The sequence below is a fragment of the Mesorhizobium sp. P160187 genome (assembly GCF_057766425.1).
The window spans coordinates 1,010,084-1,026,024 of record NZ_JBYMDX010000005.1; the positions used below are offsets into that span (position 1 = coordinate 1,010,084).

Below are 15,941 nucleotides of genomic sequence, written 5' to 3' on the forward strand. Positions count from 1 at the left end.
CTTCGGCGACATCTCCCCCTCGAGGGGGGAGATTACGCACGCCGCTTCCTAGATCAACTTCTCCAGCGTGATCGGCAAGTCCCGCACTCTTTTTCCCGTCGCATGGAACACCGCATTGGCGATCGCCGGCGCTACGCCGACGATGGCCAGTTCGCCGACACCCTTGCCGCCGAGCACCGAAGAGTGCAGGTCGGGAACGCCGACCGAGATGACCTCGATATCGGGGATGTCGGCATTGGTCGGCACCAGATAGTCGCCGAGATTGTTGTTGACGATGCGGCCATGCCTGCGGTCGACAATGCCTTCTTCAAGCAGCGCCTGGCCGATGCCCATGATGATGCCGCCCTTCCACTGGCTTTCGGCCAGCTTGGGGTTGTAGAGCCGGCCCGAATCCAGCGCCGATACCACGCGCGACACGCGCACGGTGCCGAAATCCTCGTCGACGCGCACCTCGATGAAATGCGCGCACCAGGAGTGGCGCGAATAGTCGCCCTCGGTGTGCGGCAGCGCCGCCGCGATGGTGGTGTAGTTCTTGTAGCGATCCTCGGCGGTCGAGTTCGCCGGCATGGTGTCGCCGGTGGCCTCGATGCGGTCGCGGCCGACGCTGGCCAGCAGGTCGGCGATCGAGACATCGGGACCATCGCCGCGCGGCGACCTGATGCGGCCATTGGCGACGACCAGCGTGTTGGCCTGCAGCGCGTGGAAGGGCGAGCGCGGATCGCTGATCGCCAGCCCGACAAGCTGGTCGAGCGCCGATGTCGCCGCCTTGTAGACCGCGCCCGTCATGACGCCGGCCAGCCGCGACCCGCCGGCGACGCCGGCGCGGGGATACCGGGAATCACCGAGCTTCACCACGACATGGTCGGCCGCCACGCCTACCGTTTCGGCCGCTGTCTGCGCCAGGATCGTGTAGGTGCCCTGGCCCATGTCGATCGAGGAGCTTTCGACCTCGACCGAGCCGTTGGCAAGGATACGCACGATGGCCTCGCCGTAAGCGCGCCGTACCGGATAGGTGCCGGCGGCGACGCCCCAGCCGATCAGCTGGTTGCCGTCGCGCATCGAACGCGGTTTGGGCGTGCGCTGGGCCCAGCCGAAGCGTTCGGCGCCAGCCGCGAAAGCCTCGCGCAACTGCCGCGTCGACCAAGCCTTTTTTGCGTGCGGATCCTGCTCGGCGTAATTCCTCAGCCGGATCTCCAGCGGATCGATGCCGACCTCGTAGGCGAGCTCGTCAATGGCGCTTTCGATGCCGAAGGCGCTAGGGTTTTCGCCCGGCGCGCGCATCGCGCCAGGCACCACCGAATTCACCCGCACGACATTCTGCTTCGAGGAGAAGTTGGGCGTCGCATACATGATCGAGGTGACCACGCCCAAAGGCTCGACCCACATGCCGTCGATCGACGTTTCATTGACGCCGCGATGCACGATCGACTGGATCTTTCCGTCACGGTCGGCGCCGATCGTCACCGTCTGGCGGGTCGCGGCGCGGCCGCCATAGCCGGTAAAAGTCTGCGGCCGCGTCATCACGACCCGCACCGGACGTCCCAGCATCTTGGCTGCGGCAGCAGCCACCGCGCCATGGCCGAGCGCCAGCGCCTTGGAGCCGAAGCCGCCGCCAATATAGGGCGAGACCAGGCGCACATTCTCGAACGGCACGCCGAACCATTCGGCATAGGTGCGGGCCATGCCGTCGAGCCACTGGCTCGGTTCCCACACGGTGAGCTTGTCGCCCTCCCAGCGGGCGATGAGGCCATGCGGCTCCATCGGCGCCTGGTATTCGCGCGGCGTGTTATAGGCGCCGCAGACGCGCACCGGGGCAGCGGCGAAAGCGGCCTGCGCATCGCCCCATTCCTTGGTCATGGCGGCGATCGGAATGCCGTCGCCCGCCTTGGCGTCGCTGAGGTCGACGATGGCCGGCGTCTCGTCATAGCTGACCTTGACCAGGGCTGCGGCCGCAACGGCCTGCTCGAAGGTCTCCGCGATGACCGCGGCGACATGCTGGCCCGAAAAGGTGATATCGCGCGCCAGCGGGCAGTAGGGCTTGTCCGGCGGCGGTGTGCCGAACCAGTCCGATGCAGTCTTCAGCGGCATGATGGTGTCCGGCGTCAGCACCTTGAGCACACCAGGTGCCGCCTCGGCGGCTGACGTGTCGATCGAGCGCACCTTGCCTGACGCGATCGTGCTTTCGACCAGGACGCCGTAGGTTAGCCCGTCGAGCTGCTGCTCGACGGCATATTTTGCCGCACCGGTAATCTTGGCCGGGCCGTCGACGCGCGACAGCCGCCCGCCAACCTGATCGGCAGTGCCGTCCGAAGCGTCGCCGTGCCGTGTCCTCGGGTCGTGAATGGTCATGACATGGCTCCCGTCTTGAGGATGGCGCGGGCAACGACGCGCGGCGCCAGTTCGATCTTGTAGTGGTTGGCGCCGTGGTCGATCGCCCCTTCCATGGCGAGCAAGCTGGCTGCCCGCACCCTGTCTTCGCTGAGCGCCTTGCCCTTCAACGCCGCTTCCACGGCGTGCGCCCGCCACGGCTTCGTCGCGACGCCGCCCAGCGCGACGCGTAGGTCGCGAATGGTGCGGCCATCGGCTTCGAAGTCGATGCCGACTGCGGCACTTGCAGCCGCGAACTCATAGGACTGCCGGTCGCGGATCTTGAGATAGGTCGAACGCCGGGCAGTGCCGGAAGCCGGTATGCTGATGGCGGTGATCATCTCGCCCGGTTGGATGGCATGTTCCCTGTCGGGCGTGGCGCCGGGCAGGAGAAAGAAGTCGTCGACGGCAACCTGGCGTTCGCCAAGATGAACCACGGCGTCGAAGGCGACCAGCGCGGTGGCGAGGTCACCGGGATACATGGCGATGCAGGCGTCGCTGGTGCCGAGCACGGCATGGCCGCGGGTGACGCCGCCGATCGCCGAGCAGCCGCTGCCGGGCGAGCGCTTGTTGCAGGCGGAAAAATTCGCGGGATCGCGGAAATAGGGGCAGCGCGTGCGCTGCATCAGATTGCCGCCGATGGTCGCCATGTTGCGCAGTTGCGCGGAAGCCGCCTGCCACAGCGCTTCGGAGACCGCGGGAAAGCGGCTCTTGATCTCGGCATGGTCGGCGACGTGGCTCATCTTGGCCAGCGCGCCGATCATGGCACTGTCAGCGTCGACCTTGATGGCGTCGAGCCCTTTGAGATGGGTGATGTCGACCAGGCTGTCGGGTTCGGCCACGCCGCATTTGGCGAGATCGACCAGCGTCGTGCCACCGGCAAGCAGCATGGCCCCAGGCAGGGCGGCTGCCTGTCGTGCCGCATCGATGCTATCGGCGCGAACGTAGGAAAAATCCCTCATGACGCGACCTCCAGTGCCGCCTGGCGCACGGCGGCAACGATGTGCGGATAGGCGCCGCAGCGGCACAGATTGCCGGCCATGTATTCGCGGATCTCGTCATCCGAGCCGGCATGGCCCTCGCGGATGCAGGCGACCGCCGACATGATCTGTCCCGGCGTGCAGTAGCCGCACTGGAAAGCATCCTGGTCGAGGAAAGCAGTCTGAACCGCGTTGAGCGTGCCGTCATCGCCGGCCAATCCTTCGATGGTGGTGATCTCGCGGCCTTCGACCTGTGCTGCAAGCGTCAGGCAGGACAGCACGCGCTGTCCCTCGACATGCACCGTGCAGGCGCCGCACTGGCCCTGGTCGCAACCCTTCTTGGTGCCGGTCAGGTCGAGGCGATCACGCAAGGCGTCAAGCAGCGTGACGCGCGGCTCGACCTGCAGTTCGTGACTGTGTCCGTTGATGGTGAGACGGATTGGGATAGTGGTGGATTTGGTTTGGTCGGTCATGAGGCGTCTGGCTCCAGTTGCTTGACGCTAGGGGATTGAAATGGGCTCGAGTGGGAGAGGACAAGGGAAGAGGCGACGGTGCGCCTAATCTCCCCCCTTGTGGGGGAGATGTCCGGCAGGGCAGAGGGGGGCGCGAAGGAATGCGACGTTCCCGATTTACATGCGTCGAAATAGACCTTTCCAAGCGGGTGTTGGTCAGGCCTTGATAGGCTGGCGGGACAGCGCTCCCTCTGTCCTGCCGGACATCTCCCCCACGAGTGGGGAGATTGGCAGCTCTGCCGCCCCAACTCTCCAGCGGGCAGGGATGCTTCAGTCTTCACAATCTCAACACGTGACATACCGGCTCCCCTGATTATATGATAAGACTGCTCCACTAAAACGGAGGCGCCTCCGTTTATCTAGTTGGGGACTTACCCCTTTGGGTTCAAGCCCCCATATATCGACAGTGGAGAAAAAATTGACCGAGCAGTCGCAAGCAATTGCCGACGAGAAGCGCGAAGCCGCAGCGCCAAGGCCGCTGCGCGCCGATGCGCAGCGCAACCGCGACCGGCTGGTCGAGGTTGCGGCAGCGGCCTTTGCCGAGCACGGTGTCGATGCCTCGCTGGAGGAGATCGCGCGCCAGGCCGGCGTCGGCATCGGCACGCTCTACCGGCATTTCCCAACCCGCGAGCATCTGGTCGAAGTGGTCTACCGGCGTGAAGTCGAGGCGCTCTGTGCGGCGGCCGATGACCTCGCCAGCCACCATTCGGCCGACATGGCGCTGGAACAGTGGATGCAGCGCTTCGTCGACTACATCGCCACCAAGCGCGGCCTGGCGGCCAGCCTGCGCATCCTGTTCAACACGAATTCCGCCGTGTTCTCCGACATGTCGGGCCGGGTGTCGCTGGCCTTGCGGCAACTGGTCGAGGCGGCGGTGGCCGAAGGCTCGATCCGCAGCGACGTCGATGCCTCCGATGTGCTGCACGCACTCGGCGGCATCTACTCGGCCCCCGACACCAAGGACTGGCGCGACCGCTCGCGCCGGCTGGTCAAGCTGCTGATGGACGGGCTGCGGTTCGGGGCAGGGAAGAGGTGACCTAGCGGCTCAAGCCGAACCATCGACCGCATAGAACGGAAACGCGCCGGGCAGCCCGCTTGCCGCCATTTCGCCACGCTTCTCGAACCGCAGGCCGGAGCCGACCACGAGATCGCGCACCGTCCTTGATGCGATGATTTCGCCCGGCCGCGCATGGTCAAGCAGACGCGATGACAGTTCGATCGCCGCGCCTGAAAATTGATGGCCCCGCTGCTCGCACTCGCCGATATGCACCGCCGAGCGGACCTCGACACCGGATTGCCGCAAGCGATCGCGGATGGCGATCGCGCACTGGATCGACCGCGTTGGCCGCTGGAACACCGCGAGCACCTTGCCGTCCGATCGCCTGATCTCTCTGCCTTCGGCCGCGAGGAGTTCGCCACGGAGCGCTTCGGCGTGCCGCTCGGCCGGGTCGATGCCGAAAGGCGAGCCCGTCATATCGAGGGACAGCACCGACACAAGCAGCCGTTCGCCTGGGGCCGCCGGCAAGGCGCCGGTGACGAAAGCCTGGATCTCGTCGACGATCCGATCGGAATTCTCGCCCCAGATGACGTGGTCGCGGCCGGCGAACTCAATGTATCGGGCGCCCTCGATGTGCGTCGCCAGGTAACGTCCTTCTTCCCGCTTCACCCAGCCGTCGCCAGTCGTCTGCATGATCAGTGTCGGAACATGGACAGCAGGCAGAATGTCGCGAACATCGATTTCGGCTCCCCAGCGCCACAGGGCGATCGCGTCGGCGGGCGAGGCAGAATTCCTGAGATAGGCGGCGAACCATTCTGTCTCGAACGTGTCGCTCATCAGACTGGGCGCCGCGTTGCTCATATCCGCCGCCGCTCCCCATTCTTTCTCGACGATCGCCAGATCCTCTTCCACCTGCTCGCTTGTCTTCGCCCACGGATAGTCTTGTGACCACCTGCCGCGGGCGTAGGCCCCATTGAGCACGAGTGCCGCTGTGCGCTCGGGATAGGTCGCCGCGAACAGCATGCACATCGGGCCGCCCTCGGAGCTGCCGAAAAGCACCGTGCGCTTTGAGCCAACCGCATCCAGCACTGCCCGCACATCTTCCATCCGCTCTTCCAGGGTCGGCAGACCGACATTGCGGTCCGAGAGCCCGGTGCCGCGCTTGTCCATGCGGATTAGGCGCGAGAAAGTGCCGAGCCGCCGGTGCACATGCGAAAGCCGCGGCGAGCCCCAGGCGTGGTCGAGGTTGGAGACCCATCCCGGCACATGGATCAGGTCGACCGGACCGTCGCCGGTCACCTGATACGCGATGTTGATCCCGGCCGATTTGACATAGTGGGTCGGGGGGGCTGCGAGTTCGTGGCTGAAGCCGGTAGCGTCATCCGCATCAGTCGTGGGTGGCCGTGCCGGCGCCATTGTGCGGCGTGTGCGCAGCGTCTCGAACAATTGCCGCGTCTCCGGCTCCGGCTGCAGCTTGAGATCGCGTAGAAGCGCGGTGCGGCAGTGCTCATATTGCTTCAGCGCGAGATTGGTCCTGCCTTGCGCCGCATAGGCGCGCATCAGGGCACGGTGGACATCCTCCCTCAACGGGTCCATGGCCAGCAGGCGCGCCGCCGCGCGCATGCATGCGGCAGGATCGTTCGTCGCGGCATAATGCGCGACGAGCCTGTCGAGCGCCGCGACGGCCAGTGCCCGCAGCCGCTCGCGTTCGATCCTCAGCCAGTCCTCGAATGGCTCCTCCTTCAGGCCGAAGCCGTCGAGCAGGTCGCCGCGGTAGACATTGAGCGCCAGTTCGAGGTCTTCGGGTGCCGGGCTGGCGACCAGCGCCTCGAACCGCGCGACGTCGAAATCAAGGCCGTCGAGATGCAGAGCGACGCTGTTGCCATCGGTGAGGAAGCGGCCGCCGCCGCACGTCTGCATGGCCTTCCTGACAGACGATACCGCTTGCCGCAGGCTCATTCGCGCCTGCGCCTCGCTGTTGATGCCCCAGAGCAGGGTCGCCAGCTTCTCGCGCGACTGCGAATGCCCCGACTGCAGCGCGAGATAGGCGACCATCGCACGCGCCTTGCGGCTGATGGCTGGAACCGTGGCCCCGACGCCGGCAAAGTCGAAACCACCCAGCAGGTGAAGATAAGGTCCGGTCATCGGATCCGCCACGGTCACAGCGCGACGACGATCCGCTCAAGCTCACTCCATTTCAACACTTATTCCGCCGCCGAGGCGCTTTTCACGATTCCATCACGCAGGTTCCCACGCGTTGCTCACGGCGCTTGAGGAGATTGTTCGCACTGGATCTCTTTTCGCAGGAGGATACCGTGCATCACCCTGGCCCGACCGAGTGGCCCATCTGGCATGACGACCCCGGGCGCGACCGGCAGGAGCTTGGCGCACCATCGCGTCACGATATTGCGCTGGCCCGCTATCTCGAAACACAACAGGCCCATCGGGCATTGGCGGCTCGCAGACTCGATCCGGCGGCGGTCGTGGCCTCTGCACTGGCAGCGTTCGTCCGCTGCCTTTTCCGTGCAGCGCTGCGCCGAATTGTCCGCTGGCCAACCGATGCCGCGACAGGGATGGACGATTTCGGCTTGACGTTGTCCAAGGCTCATGCGGATCTTAGCAAGACCCTTTGGGGCCGCTGAGTGCAGCGCCCTTGGTCGACGATCTCATCCCCAACCGCCGCCGCCGCCGCCAGCCCCACCGCCGCCTCCGCTGCCGCCGAGAGAAGGAATCACGGGCGGCTTTTGCGGGATCTCCTCGGCCGGCTTGATCACTTTGCCGGTGGCCGCCTTCTTGAATCTGACCACCTTTGGCTGGGGTGCTGCGCGAACCACCTTGCGATGTTTCACCGGCGATGCCGGCTCAAACATCGGCGACACCGAGGTGCAGCCCATGAGCCCGGCCAGAACGCCGGATAGAATTATCCCGATGAATGCCTGCCCGAATGTCTGCTTGAATGCCTTGCCCACCATGGCCTCCTTATTGTTCAGAACAAATCCCGACGCGGATTGGCTTCTTCCCAGACCCCCCGGGCCGCATTGACCAGTTGCGTGTCCAGCGAACCGGACGCGGGAATCTTCGACTTGAGCTCTCGACGCAGGGCGTCCAAAGCTGCCGTTTTCGGCTTGGTGCCGAACTGCGCCAGGCCCTTTTTGGCGTCCGGCAGCTCCTTGCGCAGATCGAGCGCGACGGCGAATGCCAGGAAGTGCACCGCGACAGCCTGATCGGCCTTGTCGCCTTTCGCCATTTCAAGCGCCGCGCGATCATAGGCGCTCGACGGATCGCCGCGCGTGGTCGCCAGTTCGAACAGCCTTTGCGCTTCCGCCGGGTCCTGGCGCACACCGGCGCCATCCCTGTACATGCGGGCGAGGCTGCCGGGCGCGTAGGGCTGGCCAAGATCGGTGGCCTGCTGGAACAGGGCCTGCGCCGTCTTCGGATCCTTGTCGATGCCCTGGCCGGCGAGGTAATTGCGGCCGAGCAGGTTCATCGAATACATGTCTTGGCGCTGCACCCCCGCTTGCAGGAAGGCGACGGCGCGGGCCGGATCGGCAGGCACGCCATTGCGGCCCTCGGTGAAGATGGCGGCAAGATCGTTCATGGCATAGGTGTGCCCCATGGCCGCCGCCTTGAGCAGCAGGTCGAGGCCCTTGGCCGTATCGCGGTTGACGCCATAGCCATTGAACAGCGCGCGTCCCCACGAGGTCATACCGTAAGGATCACCCTTGTCGGCGGCAGCCTTGTAGAGAGCGTTGGCCTGGGTGCGGTCTATGGTCGTTCCGGTTCCGGTTGCGTTGAGATAGCCGAGTTCGAAGACGGCGCGCACATGGCCTTTCTTGGCGGCGTCCTCGATGGCTGTCCTGGCCTCTCTAACCTGGCCTGCCGCAAGCAGGGCGCGGCCGAGCTCGTAGTGGAAGCGGGCGACGTCTGGATAGGTTTTCACGGCCGCCTCGCAGGCTGCCACCGCACCGGCGCCGATCTCGTTCGGCAGCAGGCCGGGCACCACCCCTTGCAGGTCGAGAGGCTCGCCGGCGGCGGTATCGCAGGCATCGACCGTCGGCGACAGCTTCATTGTCGCGGGCTTAGCCGAGCTGCTGTCGGCCCGGATTTCGAAGCCGACCTCGACCGGCGCGCCGGCGCCGATCTGCGGCTCGTAACGGAGATGGTCGACTTCACCGGCCAGAAGGCTGGATTGCGGCGACAAGGTTCGATCAGGCAATGACAGCGTTCCCGTTGCCGGATACCCCGTGACCTTCAGGCTGACCGCCGGATCGTCGGTGGGGAAATCCAGATTGAGCGCGACCGGGCCGACGCCGACGGGAATATCAAGCTCGCGGTTCTCGATCGCTTCGGCAGCGCCGGTGATGTGGATGCCGCGATCCAGCACCTGCTGCTTCTGCTCGGCCTCGAGCGAAGCCATGATCTGCTGACCCGCCGCACCTTCGCCGCTCTTGACGCGGAACACGAGTATGCCCTGGCTCCCGCCGCCCCAATTGTCATGCGTGGCATAGGCCAGCATATCCACCTCGTCCTGCGTGGCGGCGCCTTTGGGGACATCCATTTGCAGGCGCGGCAGGTCCTTGCCGGCGATCGGTTCGCCCACCGCGACGTCTTTGCCGTCCAGCACCAGACGGCCCATTGCCGGCGGACGTTCGATGCTGACGCTGATAGCGCCGCCATCGACATCGACCGGCTCCGGCAGGCCGAGAGCGACAGGACCGACCCCCGAGAGCACTACCTTCTCCAGCACTGGCGGCAGCGAAGGCCGGTTGTTGCGGCGCACCAGCACCACGTCATCGATCAGCGAGGAATTTTCCCAGGGCACCTGCATGCCGTTGGTGGCCTGCACGACATCGCGGCGCACCGCCGACATGACCGTGCGGATCTCCTGGTTCGGCGCCAGCGCGCGCCGCGAAAAGGCCGATGAAAACGGGCTGAGGTCGCCGCTGCCGTCATAGGCGACCGCGCCTGGTTCGGTGGCGAAGGCAATCAGCGTGTTGAGCGAGCTTCGCACCTGCGCCAGCCCGGTATTGCCGGCGGTGACAAGCTGGTCGCGCAGCCAGTAATTGTTGCGCGGGAAGGGGTTGTTGCGGCAGGCATCGAGGATGATCACCTGGATCTTCGACTTCGAGCGCAGCTGCTCCAGCACGTCGTTGAGCTTGATGGCCTGGACCTCGATGTCGGCCGCCTTCTTCAACGAGGCGTCGACGGGTATCAGGAAATTCTCGCCGCCGATCTGAAAGCCGTGCCCGGAATAGTAGACGACGGCGAGATCGGCGCCGTCGGCGGCGGCCAGATAGTCCCGGAACTGGCCTTCGAACTGCTGCTTGGTGAGGTTCTCGGCGACGAAAACCTCGAAGCCGGCCAGCCGGAACGTGGCCGATACGTCCTGGGCATCCTTGGCCGGGTTCTTCAGCGCCGGGATGTCGCGATAATCGGAATTGCCGATGACGAGCGCGACCCTTCGATCGGCGCAGGCCTCGAAGCTTGTGAAGCCGGCAAGGATGAAGGCCGCGATGAATCCGCAAAGTCGGAGCATGACAAAACTCCTGGTCGCGGCCTGACGCCGACGAGAACACCGCTTGCGGCATCAAGGTCCGTTGAGAGTATGCAACCTGCCACAGCATAAAGTGAAAGGCCCGTCACCGCCAGACCATGGCAGGCGATTTCTTTCGGCGTCGACCGACCGCAGGGTGCAAGTAGCACGCGCTTCACGAGCAGGTATGTGACAAGTCTCACAGTTCGCTGTTTGGGGAATGCCTGGTGCCGGCGGCTGCGCGCCTATTCCTTGAAGAGCAGTTCCTTGTCGTTCGAATATTTCACCAGCAACGGAATGCTGGCGCCGCCGATAACGGGGCCGAGATGGCCAAACGTCCCCTCGATGACGGAGAACGGCTCGGGGCGATCGACAAGGATCCGTGCCAGCTTTCTGCGCATGGCCTTGGCGATCTCCTTGCGCACGCCATTCGGTATGGCGCCGTCGATCACCACATTGTCGATGTCGAGCAAGGCAACGGCACTGCGGGCGGCATAGGCAAGCCCGTCCGAAACCTCATCGATCCACGCGGTGAGCGGCTCTCCAAGGTCGCCCCAGTCGTCGGGCGACGACCAGATGCGGCCGGCGCCCTCGTCCCCATTGTCCTGGTCGTTGAGCTTGCCGGCCAGCGAATGCAGCGAAGCGACGCGCAGCAACGGGGTCATCCCGTCGCCCTTGCGCCCCGGCGCGGGCACCGGCATGTCGCCCAGCGCCCCGGCCAGCTTGTTGCGGCCGGGGAACAAGTGATGATCGAGCACCAGGCCGCCGCCGATGAAGTGCCCGACATAGGCATAGAGAAAGTCGGCGCGCGATCCGCCGGCGCCAAACATCAGTTCGGCCGCGGCCGACACCGTGGCGTCGTTGTAGAGGAACACCGGCCAGTCGAACGCCCGGTCCAGTTCGGCGCGAATGTCGATTTCCCTCCAGGCATCCAGCCTGCTCGCCGGCACCGCGCCCTCTTCGCTCAGGTTCCACTGATGGAATGGCGAGGCGATGCCAAGACCCGCGATGCGGTCTTGCTCTATCGATCTGTGCTTGCGGCACATGCGCGCGATGGCGCCCTTGGCGAATTTCATCACCTCGACGGGCGTCGGATAGTCGAACAGCGTCCGTTCGAACGCCATCACGTCGCCGACGAAATTGACCAGGGCGACATCGGCGCTGCGATGGTCGACCTTGAGGCCGAAGGCGTACGCGGCTTTCGGGTTCAACGCATAGGGAACCGAGGGTTGCCCCAGCCGTCCGCGCAAAGGCTCCAGGCGCAGCAGCAGCTTGTTGTCGGCGGCGCGGTTGACGATGGTGGTGATGGTTTGCGCGGCCAGCCCGGTCAGCCGCGTCAAATCGGTCTTGGCCAGCTGGCCGTGCCGGCGGATCAGCGAGACGATCAGGCGTTCGTTGTAGACGCGGCTCTCGGCCTGCGTGGTTCCGCCGCTGCGGCCCTCGGCGATCTTTTCGAGACTGAAGAAGCTGGTGCCGGTCACGCTTTCCCCTGCGCAAGGAGTTTGGCCGCAAGGCGAGCCGATCAAAGCGCTGACGTAGCAATGCGGGCCTGGCAAGGCAACACTTAAATCCACCCGATGGAAAAATGTAGTTGACGCCAGCCGGCCTGCTGTCGTTCAAAGTATGCAAGCCTGGAGGAGCAATGCCGTGACGCAGACCCGGACCATCATGTGCTTTGGCGATTCCAATACCTATGGCGCCATTCCCACCCTGGCCCGCGTCGGACGGCACCGCTTCACGCCCGACCGCCGCTGGCCGGGCATCATGCGCCGCCAGCTCGGCAACGGATGGGATGTGATCGAAGAAGGGCAGGGCGGGCGCACCACCGTGCACGACGATCCGATCGAAGGTCTCCACAAGAACGGGCTCAAATCGCTCCCGGTGTGCCTGGAAACGCATATGCCGCTCGACCTCGTCATCCTGATGCTCGGCACCAACGATCTCAAGCATAGGTTCTCGGTAACGCCGAATGACGTCGCTGATTCCATTGAGATTTTGGCCAGAATTGTCCTGCGCAGCGAAGCTGGCCCCGCGGGCGTGGCGCCCGCGGTCCTGATTGTTGCGCCGCCGCCGATGCTGGAGGTCGACTGGTTCGGCCAGATGTTCCTGGGCGGCGCCGCAAAGTCGATGCACTTTGCCGGCCTGTTCCGCGATGCCGCCCGGCGCGCCGGCGCCGCCTTCTTCAACGCCGGCGACGTCGTCGAATCGAGCGCGGTAGACGGCATTCACCTCGACAGCGACGCGCATCGCGTGCTCGGCACGGAATTGGCCAAAGCCGTCCAGTCGCTGATCGCCAAGGCGTGATCGAGTGAGCGAGCCACCCGACTATCTCTGATTAATTAATTCCACTGGAAAAACTTTTGACTTGCAAGCGGGAAGGTGGGTATCTGGGGAGACTGGGAAGAGTAGCGACCGCGAGGCTTACGAAGCGCGGCAACAATCAACGACAGGGAGGAAGTAAAATGCGATCTGACAGGAACATGATGTTGGCGACGCTGCTCGGCGTTGCCGCTGTGCTCGCGGGCGGTACCGTCCTGGCATGCGCGCAGGACGGCCCGGCCGGGCTCACCAAGCCGGCGGTATTTGCGCCGTTCGATCCGAAGGCGCCGGCCTGCAGCCCACCGCCCGGCCTGAACAAGGTGCTGGCCTTCGCGCAGGATAACGAGCGTGAATTCATGCAGGGTGTCGACCGCGGCCTGGCCGCCGCCGCCAAGGATCGCGGCCTGGAATATCGCCGCGCGCTTGCCAACAATGACGCCGCCAAGGGCGTCGAGCAGGTGCAATTGTTTCTCGCCTCCAAGATCGGCGGTCTGGTCGCAGCCCCCGTGGACCCGGCCTCGATGAGCCGCAGCCTGCAGGAGCTTATCTGGTCGGGCGCCTATGTCGGCACCATCGTGCCGCCGCCGGCCACGTCGCTGCTCAATGCGCCGCAATATGAGACTGGCAAGGTGCTGGCCGAAGCGGCCGCGGCCTACATAAAGGACAAGCTCGGCGGCAAGGCCAATGTCGTCATCCTGTCGCATGACAGCATGGAATTCCTGGCGCCGCGCTTTGCCGCCATGCGCGACATCTTCAAGGCCATGCCAGGCGTCACCATCGTCGCCGACATCTCGCCCAATCCCGTCAACAAGGAAGGCGGCTTTGCCACGATGAGCACCATTCTCCAGGCCCATCCCGACGTCGATGTCGTGCTCGGCGCCGACACCGTCGTGCTCGGCGCGCTGGCTGCGCTGGAAGCGGCGGGCAAGGCGCGGCCGGACCAGTTCCTTGGCGGCATCGACGGCGAGCCGGAGGCGGTCGCCGCGATCAAGAAAGGCGGCGGTCCCTACAAGGCAAGCATCAGCCTGGCGTCGCCGGTCTTCGCTTATGCCATGGGCCAGCACGCCGCCGACTGGCTGGAGGGCAAGAGCATCCCGCAGGCGATGGATATCCTCCCCGTGGCGCTGACCAGCGACTACATGGCCCAGTACGAGGCCGATGTCGCCGACCCGGCCGCGGTCTACAAGGACCCGAAGCGCCGCGATATCTATCTCAGGATGTACGGCAACATCTGCTACGATACGCGCGACCAGTATGTGAATTTCCCCTGGTCATCCGAGGCAAAGTAGCGCCTGTTTTTCCCACGCGATACGGGCGGGTTCAGCCTGACCTGAAACCGCCCGCTTCAGTGAGAGGCAAGCATGAGCACAGACAGCTTTCGAACGGGGACGACACCGCTGCAAACGGGCCGGTTTTCATCCTTGCTGCCGGGCGTCAAGGCACCGGGCGAAGCCTCTGGCCGCATCGGGCTGGCGCTGGTCGCGCTGGGCTTGATCATCGCCTTCTCGCTGTTGAACAAATCGTTCTTCGGCCTCGACAATTTCGTCGTCATTGGCGTCAACTCGACCTCGATCCTGATCGCCGTGCTCGGCACCTCCGCGCTGCTGATCGCCGGCTATGTCGACCTCTCCATCGGCAGCATGGTCGCCTTGATCGGCATCATCACCGCCAAGGTTGCGGTGGCGACGCAGAGTGCGCTGCTGGCGATCTGCGTCGGCCTGGGTCTTGGCCTCTTGCTCGGTCTGCTCAACGGCCTGCTGGTGCGCAGGCTGAGCATCTCGCCGCTGATCGTCACGCTGGCGATGCTGGCGCTCTATGGCGGCCTTGCCTTCGTCGTCTCCAGCACCGCGGTCTATGGTTTTCCCGAGGCTCTGCTCGAATTGGGGCGGGGCAAGATCTTCGGCATCCAGTACACCGTAATCATCGCCGCATCTGTCTTTGTGACCGGAGCCTTTGTCCTGACCAGCACGGTCACCGGCTTGAGGCTCTACGCCATAGGCGGCGATCCGCGCGCAGCCGAACTCTGCGGCATTCCGGTGGGGCGCACGGTGGTCGGCCTCTACGCCGCCAATGGCTTGCTGATCGGTCTGGTATCGGTGCTGATCGCCGGCCGCCTCGGCAGCATCACGCCGACCATCGGCGTTCGCTTCGAGCTCGACGTGCTCACCGCCGCGATCCTTGGCGGCGTCGCTTTTTCCGGCGGCTCCGGCCGGCCGCTCGGCATCGCCATCGGCGTTGCCACCATCGGCATCCTCAATGCAGGACTGATCTTCGTCGGCCTGCAATCATGGTGGCAATCCATTTCGGTGGGAAGCATGCTGTTGCTGGCGTTGGTGGCCGACCAGGCTGCGATCGGTTTTCGCGGGCGCGCTCGGGCCGCCGCGACCAACTTCACGGTGGCGGACAATGGTGCCGTCGCCTCGGCCGGCCCTGCCGTGACGGAGGGCAATGGAGAAGCCCCGCAAGGTCCGGCATTCTCGATTGCCGGCGCCCGCAAATCCTACGGCGCGCTGACGGCCCTGGAAGAGGCGAGCTTCACGGTCGGCAAAGGCGAGATCGTCTGTCTGCTCGGCGACAATGGCGCCGGCAAGTCGACGCTGGTGAAGATTATTTCGGGCGCCATCCAGCCCGATGCCGGCGCGATGACCCTCGAGGGCCAGCCGATTTCCTTCAGGAGCCCGCAGGATGCACGCGGCGCCGGCCTGGAGACGGTCTATCAGGATTTGGCGCTCTGCCCAAACCTCAGCGTCGCCCACAACATGATCCTCGGGCGTGAGGAAACGCGGCGTTGGCTCGGTGTCTTCCCGGTTCGCGACGACCGAAAGGCCGCCGAGCAGTGTCGTGCCCGGCTTGCCGCGCTGGGCGTCACGCTTCGCGACGAAAACGTTCTGGTGCGCTCGCTGTCGGGCGGCCAGCGGCAGTCCATCGCCATTGCCCGCGCGCTTGCCGATCACGTCAAGCTGATCTGCCTCGACGAGCCTACCGCCGCGCTCGGCGTCAAGCAGACCGCGCAGGTCGTCAAGCTGATCCGTTCGATCGCCGTCAGCGGCACCGGCGTCATCCTGGTCACGCACGACCTGTCCACAGTGCGGGCGCTGGCCGACAGGATCGTGGTGCTCAGCCTCGGCCGGGTGGCCTACGACGGCTCGGCCAGACAGCTGACGGCCGATCAGCTGTGGGGCCTGATGGCAAGCGGGACGCTCGCGCCGGCCGCTGGGTAGGAATGCCGATCG

The 15,941-nt window shown here is 65.2% G+C and carries 12 protein-coding genes; 5 read left to right on the forward strand and 7 right to left on the reverse strand.

Going from position 1 to position 15,941, the window contains the following annotated elements:
• Positions 1-48: 48 nt before the first annotated feature.
• From AC3CCE_RS29690 to AC3CCE_RS29700, 3 genes are read right to left on the reverse strand one after another with little or no spacing between them, the layout of a single operon-like run.
• Positions 49-2,349 (reverse strand): xanthine dehydrogenase family protein molybdopterin-binding subunit, encoded by a 2,301-nt coding sequence (locus tag AC3CCE_RS29690; RefSeq protein WP_352625839.1) that lies wholly within the window; start codon positions 2,347-2,349, stop codon positions 49-51.
• On the reverse strand, positions 2,346-3,329 hold the full coding sequence (locus AC3CCE_RS29695; protein ID WP_023703067.1) for an FAD binding domain-containing protein: 984 nt from the start codon (positions 3,327-3,329) through the stop codon (positions 2,346-2,348). The genes AC3CCE_RS29690 and AC3CCE_RS29695 overlap by 4 nt, the downstream gene beginning before the upstream one ends.
• Positions 3,326-3,820, reverse strand: coding sequence for a (2Fe-2S)-binding protein (locus AC3CCE_RS29700; protein ID WP_023703066.1), 495 nt, complete (start codon positions 3,818-3,820; stop codon positions 3,326-3,328). The genes AC3CCE_RS29695 and AC3CCE_RS29700 overlap by 4 nt, the downstream gene beginning before the upstream one ends.
• Positions 3,821-4,277: 457 nt before the next feature.
• On the opposite strand from AC3CCE_RS29700, the gene AC3CCE_RS29705 reads away from it, so the two are divergent.
• Positions 4,278-4,895 carry a TetR/AcrR family transcriptional regulator gene (locus tag AC3CCE_RS29705; protein WP_023709407.1) on the forward strand — a complete coding sequence of 206 codons (618 nt, stop codon included), beginning with the start codon at positions 4,278-4,280 and terminating at the stop codon, positions 4,893-4,895.
• A 9-nt stretch (positions 4,896-4,904) separates the two neighbouring features.
• Here the strand turns inward: AC3CCE_RS29705 and AC3CCE_RS29710 are convergent, their stop codons facing one another.
• On the reverse strand, positions 4,905-7,001 hold the full coding sequence (locus AC3CCE_RS29710) for an alpha/beta fold hydrolase (RefSeq protein ID WP_352625840.1): 2,097 nt from the start codon (positions 6,999-7,001) through the stop codon (positions 4,905-4,907).
• Positions 7,002-7,135: 134 nt separating this feature from the next.
• On the opposite strand from AC3CCE_RS29710, the gene AC3CCE_RS29715 reads away from it, so the two are divergent.
• On the forward strand, positions 7,136-7,498 hold the full coding sequence (locus AC3CCE_RS29715) for a hypothetical protein (RefSeq protein ID WP_023685480.1): 363 nt from the start codon (positions 7,136-7,138) through the stop codon (positions 7,496-7,498).
• 24 nt (positions 7,499-7,522) lie between these two features.
• Here the strand turns inward: AC3CCE_RS29715 and AC3CCE_RS29720 are convergent, their stop codons facing one another.
• The 3 genes from AC3CCE_RS29720 to AC3CCE_RS29730 all read right to left on the reverse strand — a co-directional run bounded on the left by AC3CCE_RS29720 (position 7,523) and on the right by AC3CCE_RS29730 (position 11,870).
• Entirely contained in the window at positions 7,523-7,828 is a 306-nt protein-coding gene (locus AC3CCE_RS29720) for a hypothetical protein (RefSeq protein ID WP_352625841.1), read from the reverse strand.
• Between the two features lie 14 nt (positions 7,829-7,842).
• Positions 7,843-10,392, reverse strand: a complete 2,550-nt coding sequence (locus AC3CCE_RS29725; protein WP_352625842.1) for a caspase family protein — start codon at positions 10,390-10,392, stop codon at positions 7,843-7,845.
• Between the two features lie 242 nt (positions 10,393-10,634).
• Positions 10,635-11,870, reverse strand: coding sequence for an ROK family protein (locus AC3CCE_RS29730; protein WP_352625843.1), 1,236 nt, complete (start codon positions 11,868-11,870; stop codon positions 10,635-10,637).
• 166 nt (positions 11,871-12,036) lie between these two features.
• Between AC3CCE_RS29730 and AC3CCE_RS29735 the strand changes: the two genes are divergently transcribed.
• The 3 genes from AC3CCE_RS29735 (at position 12,037) to AC3CCE_RS29745 (ending at position 15,929) form a co-directional block, all read left to right on the forward strand.
• Complete coding sequence (locus AC3CCE_RS29735; protein ID WP_352625844.1) at positions 12,037-12,693, forward strand: SGNH/GDSL hydrolase family protein; 657 nt, start codon at positions 12,037-12,039, stop codon at positions 12,691-12,693.
• A gap of 158 nt (positions 12,694-12,851) precedes the next feature.
• On the forward strand, positions 12,852-13,997 hold the full coding sequence (locus tag AC3CCE_RS29740) for a sugar ABC transporter substrate-binding protein (protein ID WP_352625845.1): 1,146 nt from the start codon (positions 12,852-12,854) through the stop codon (positions 13,995-13,997).
• Between the two features lie 72 nt (positions 13,998-14,069).
• Positions 14,070-15,929, forward strand: a complete 1,860-nt coding sequence (locus AC3CCE_RS29745; RefSeq protein WP_352625846.1) for an ATP-binding cassette domain-containing protein — start codon at positions 14,070-14,072, stop codon at positions 15,927-15,929.
• Positions 15,930-15,941: the final 12 nt, after the last annotated feature.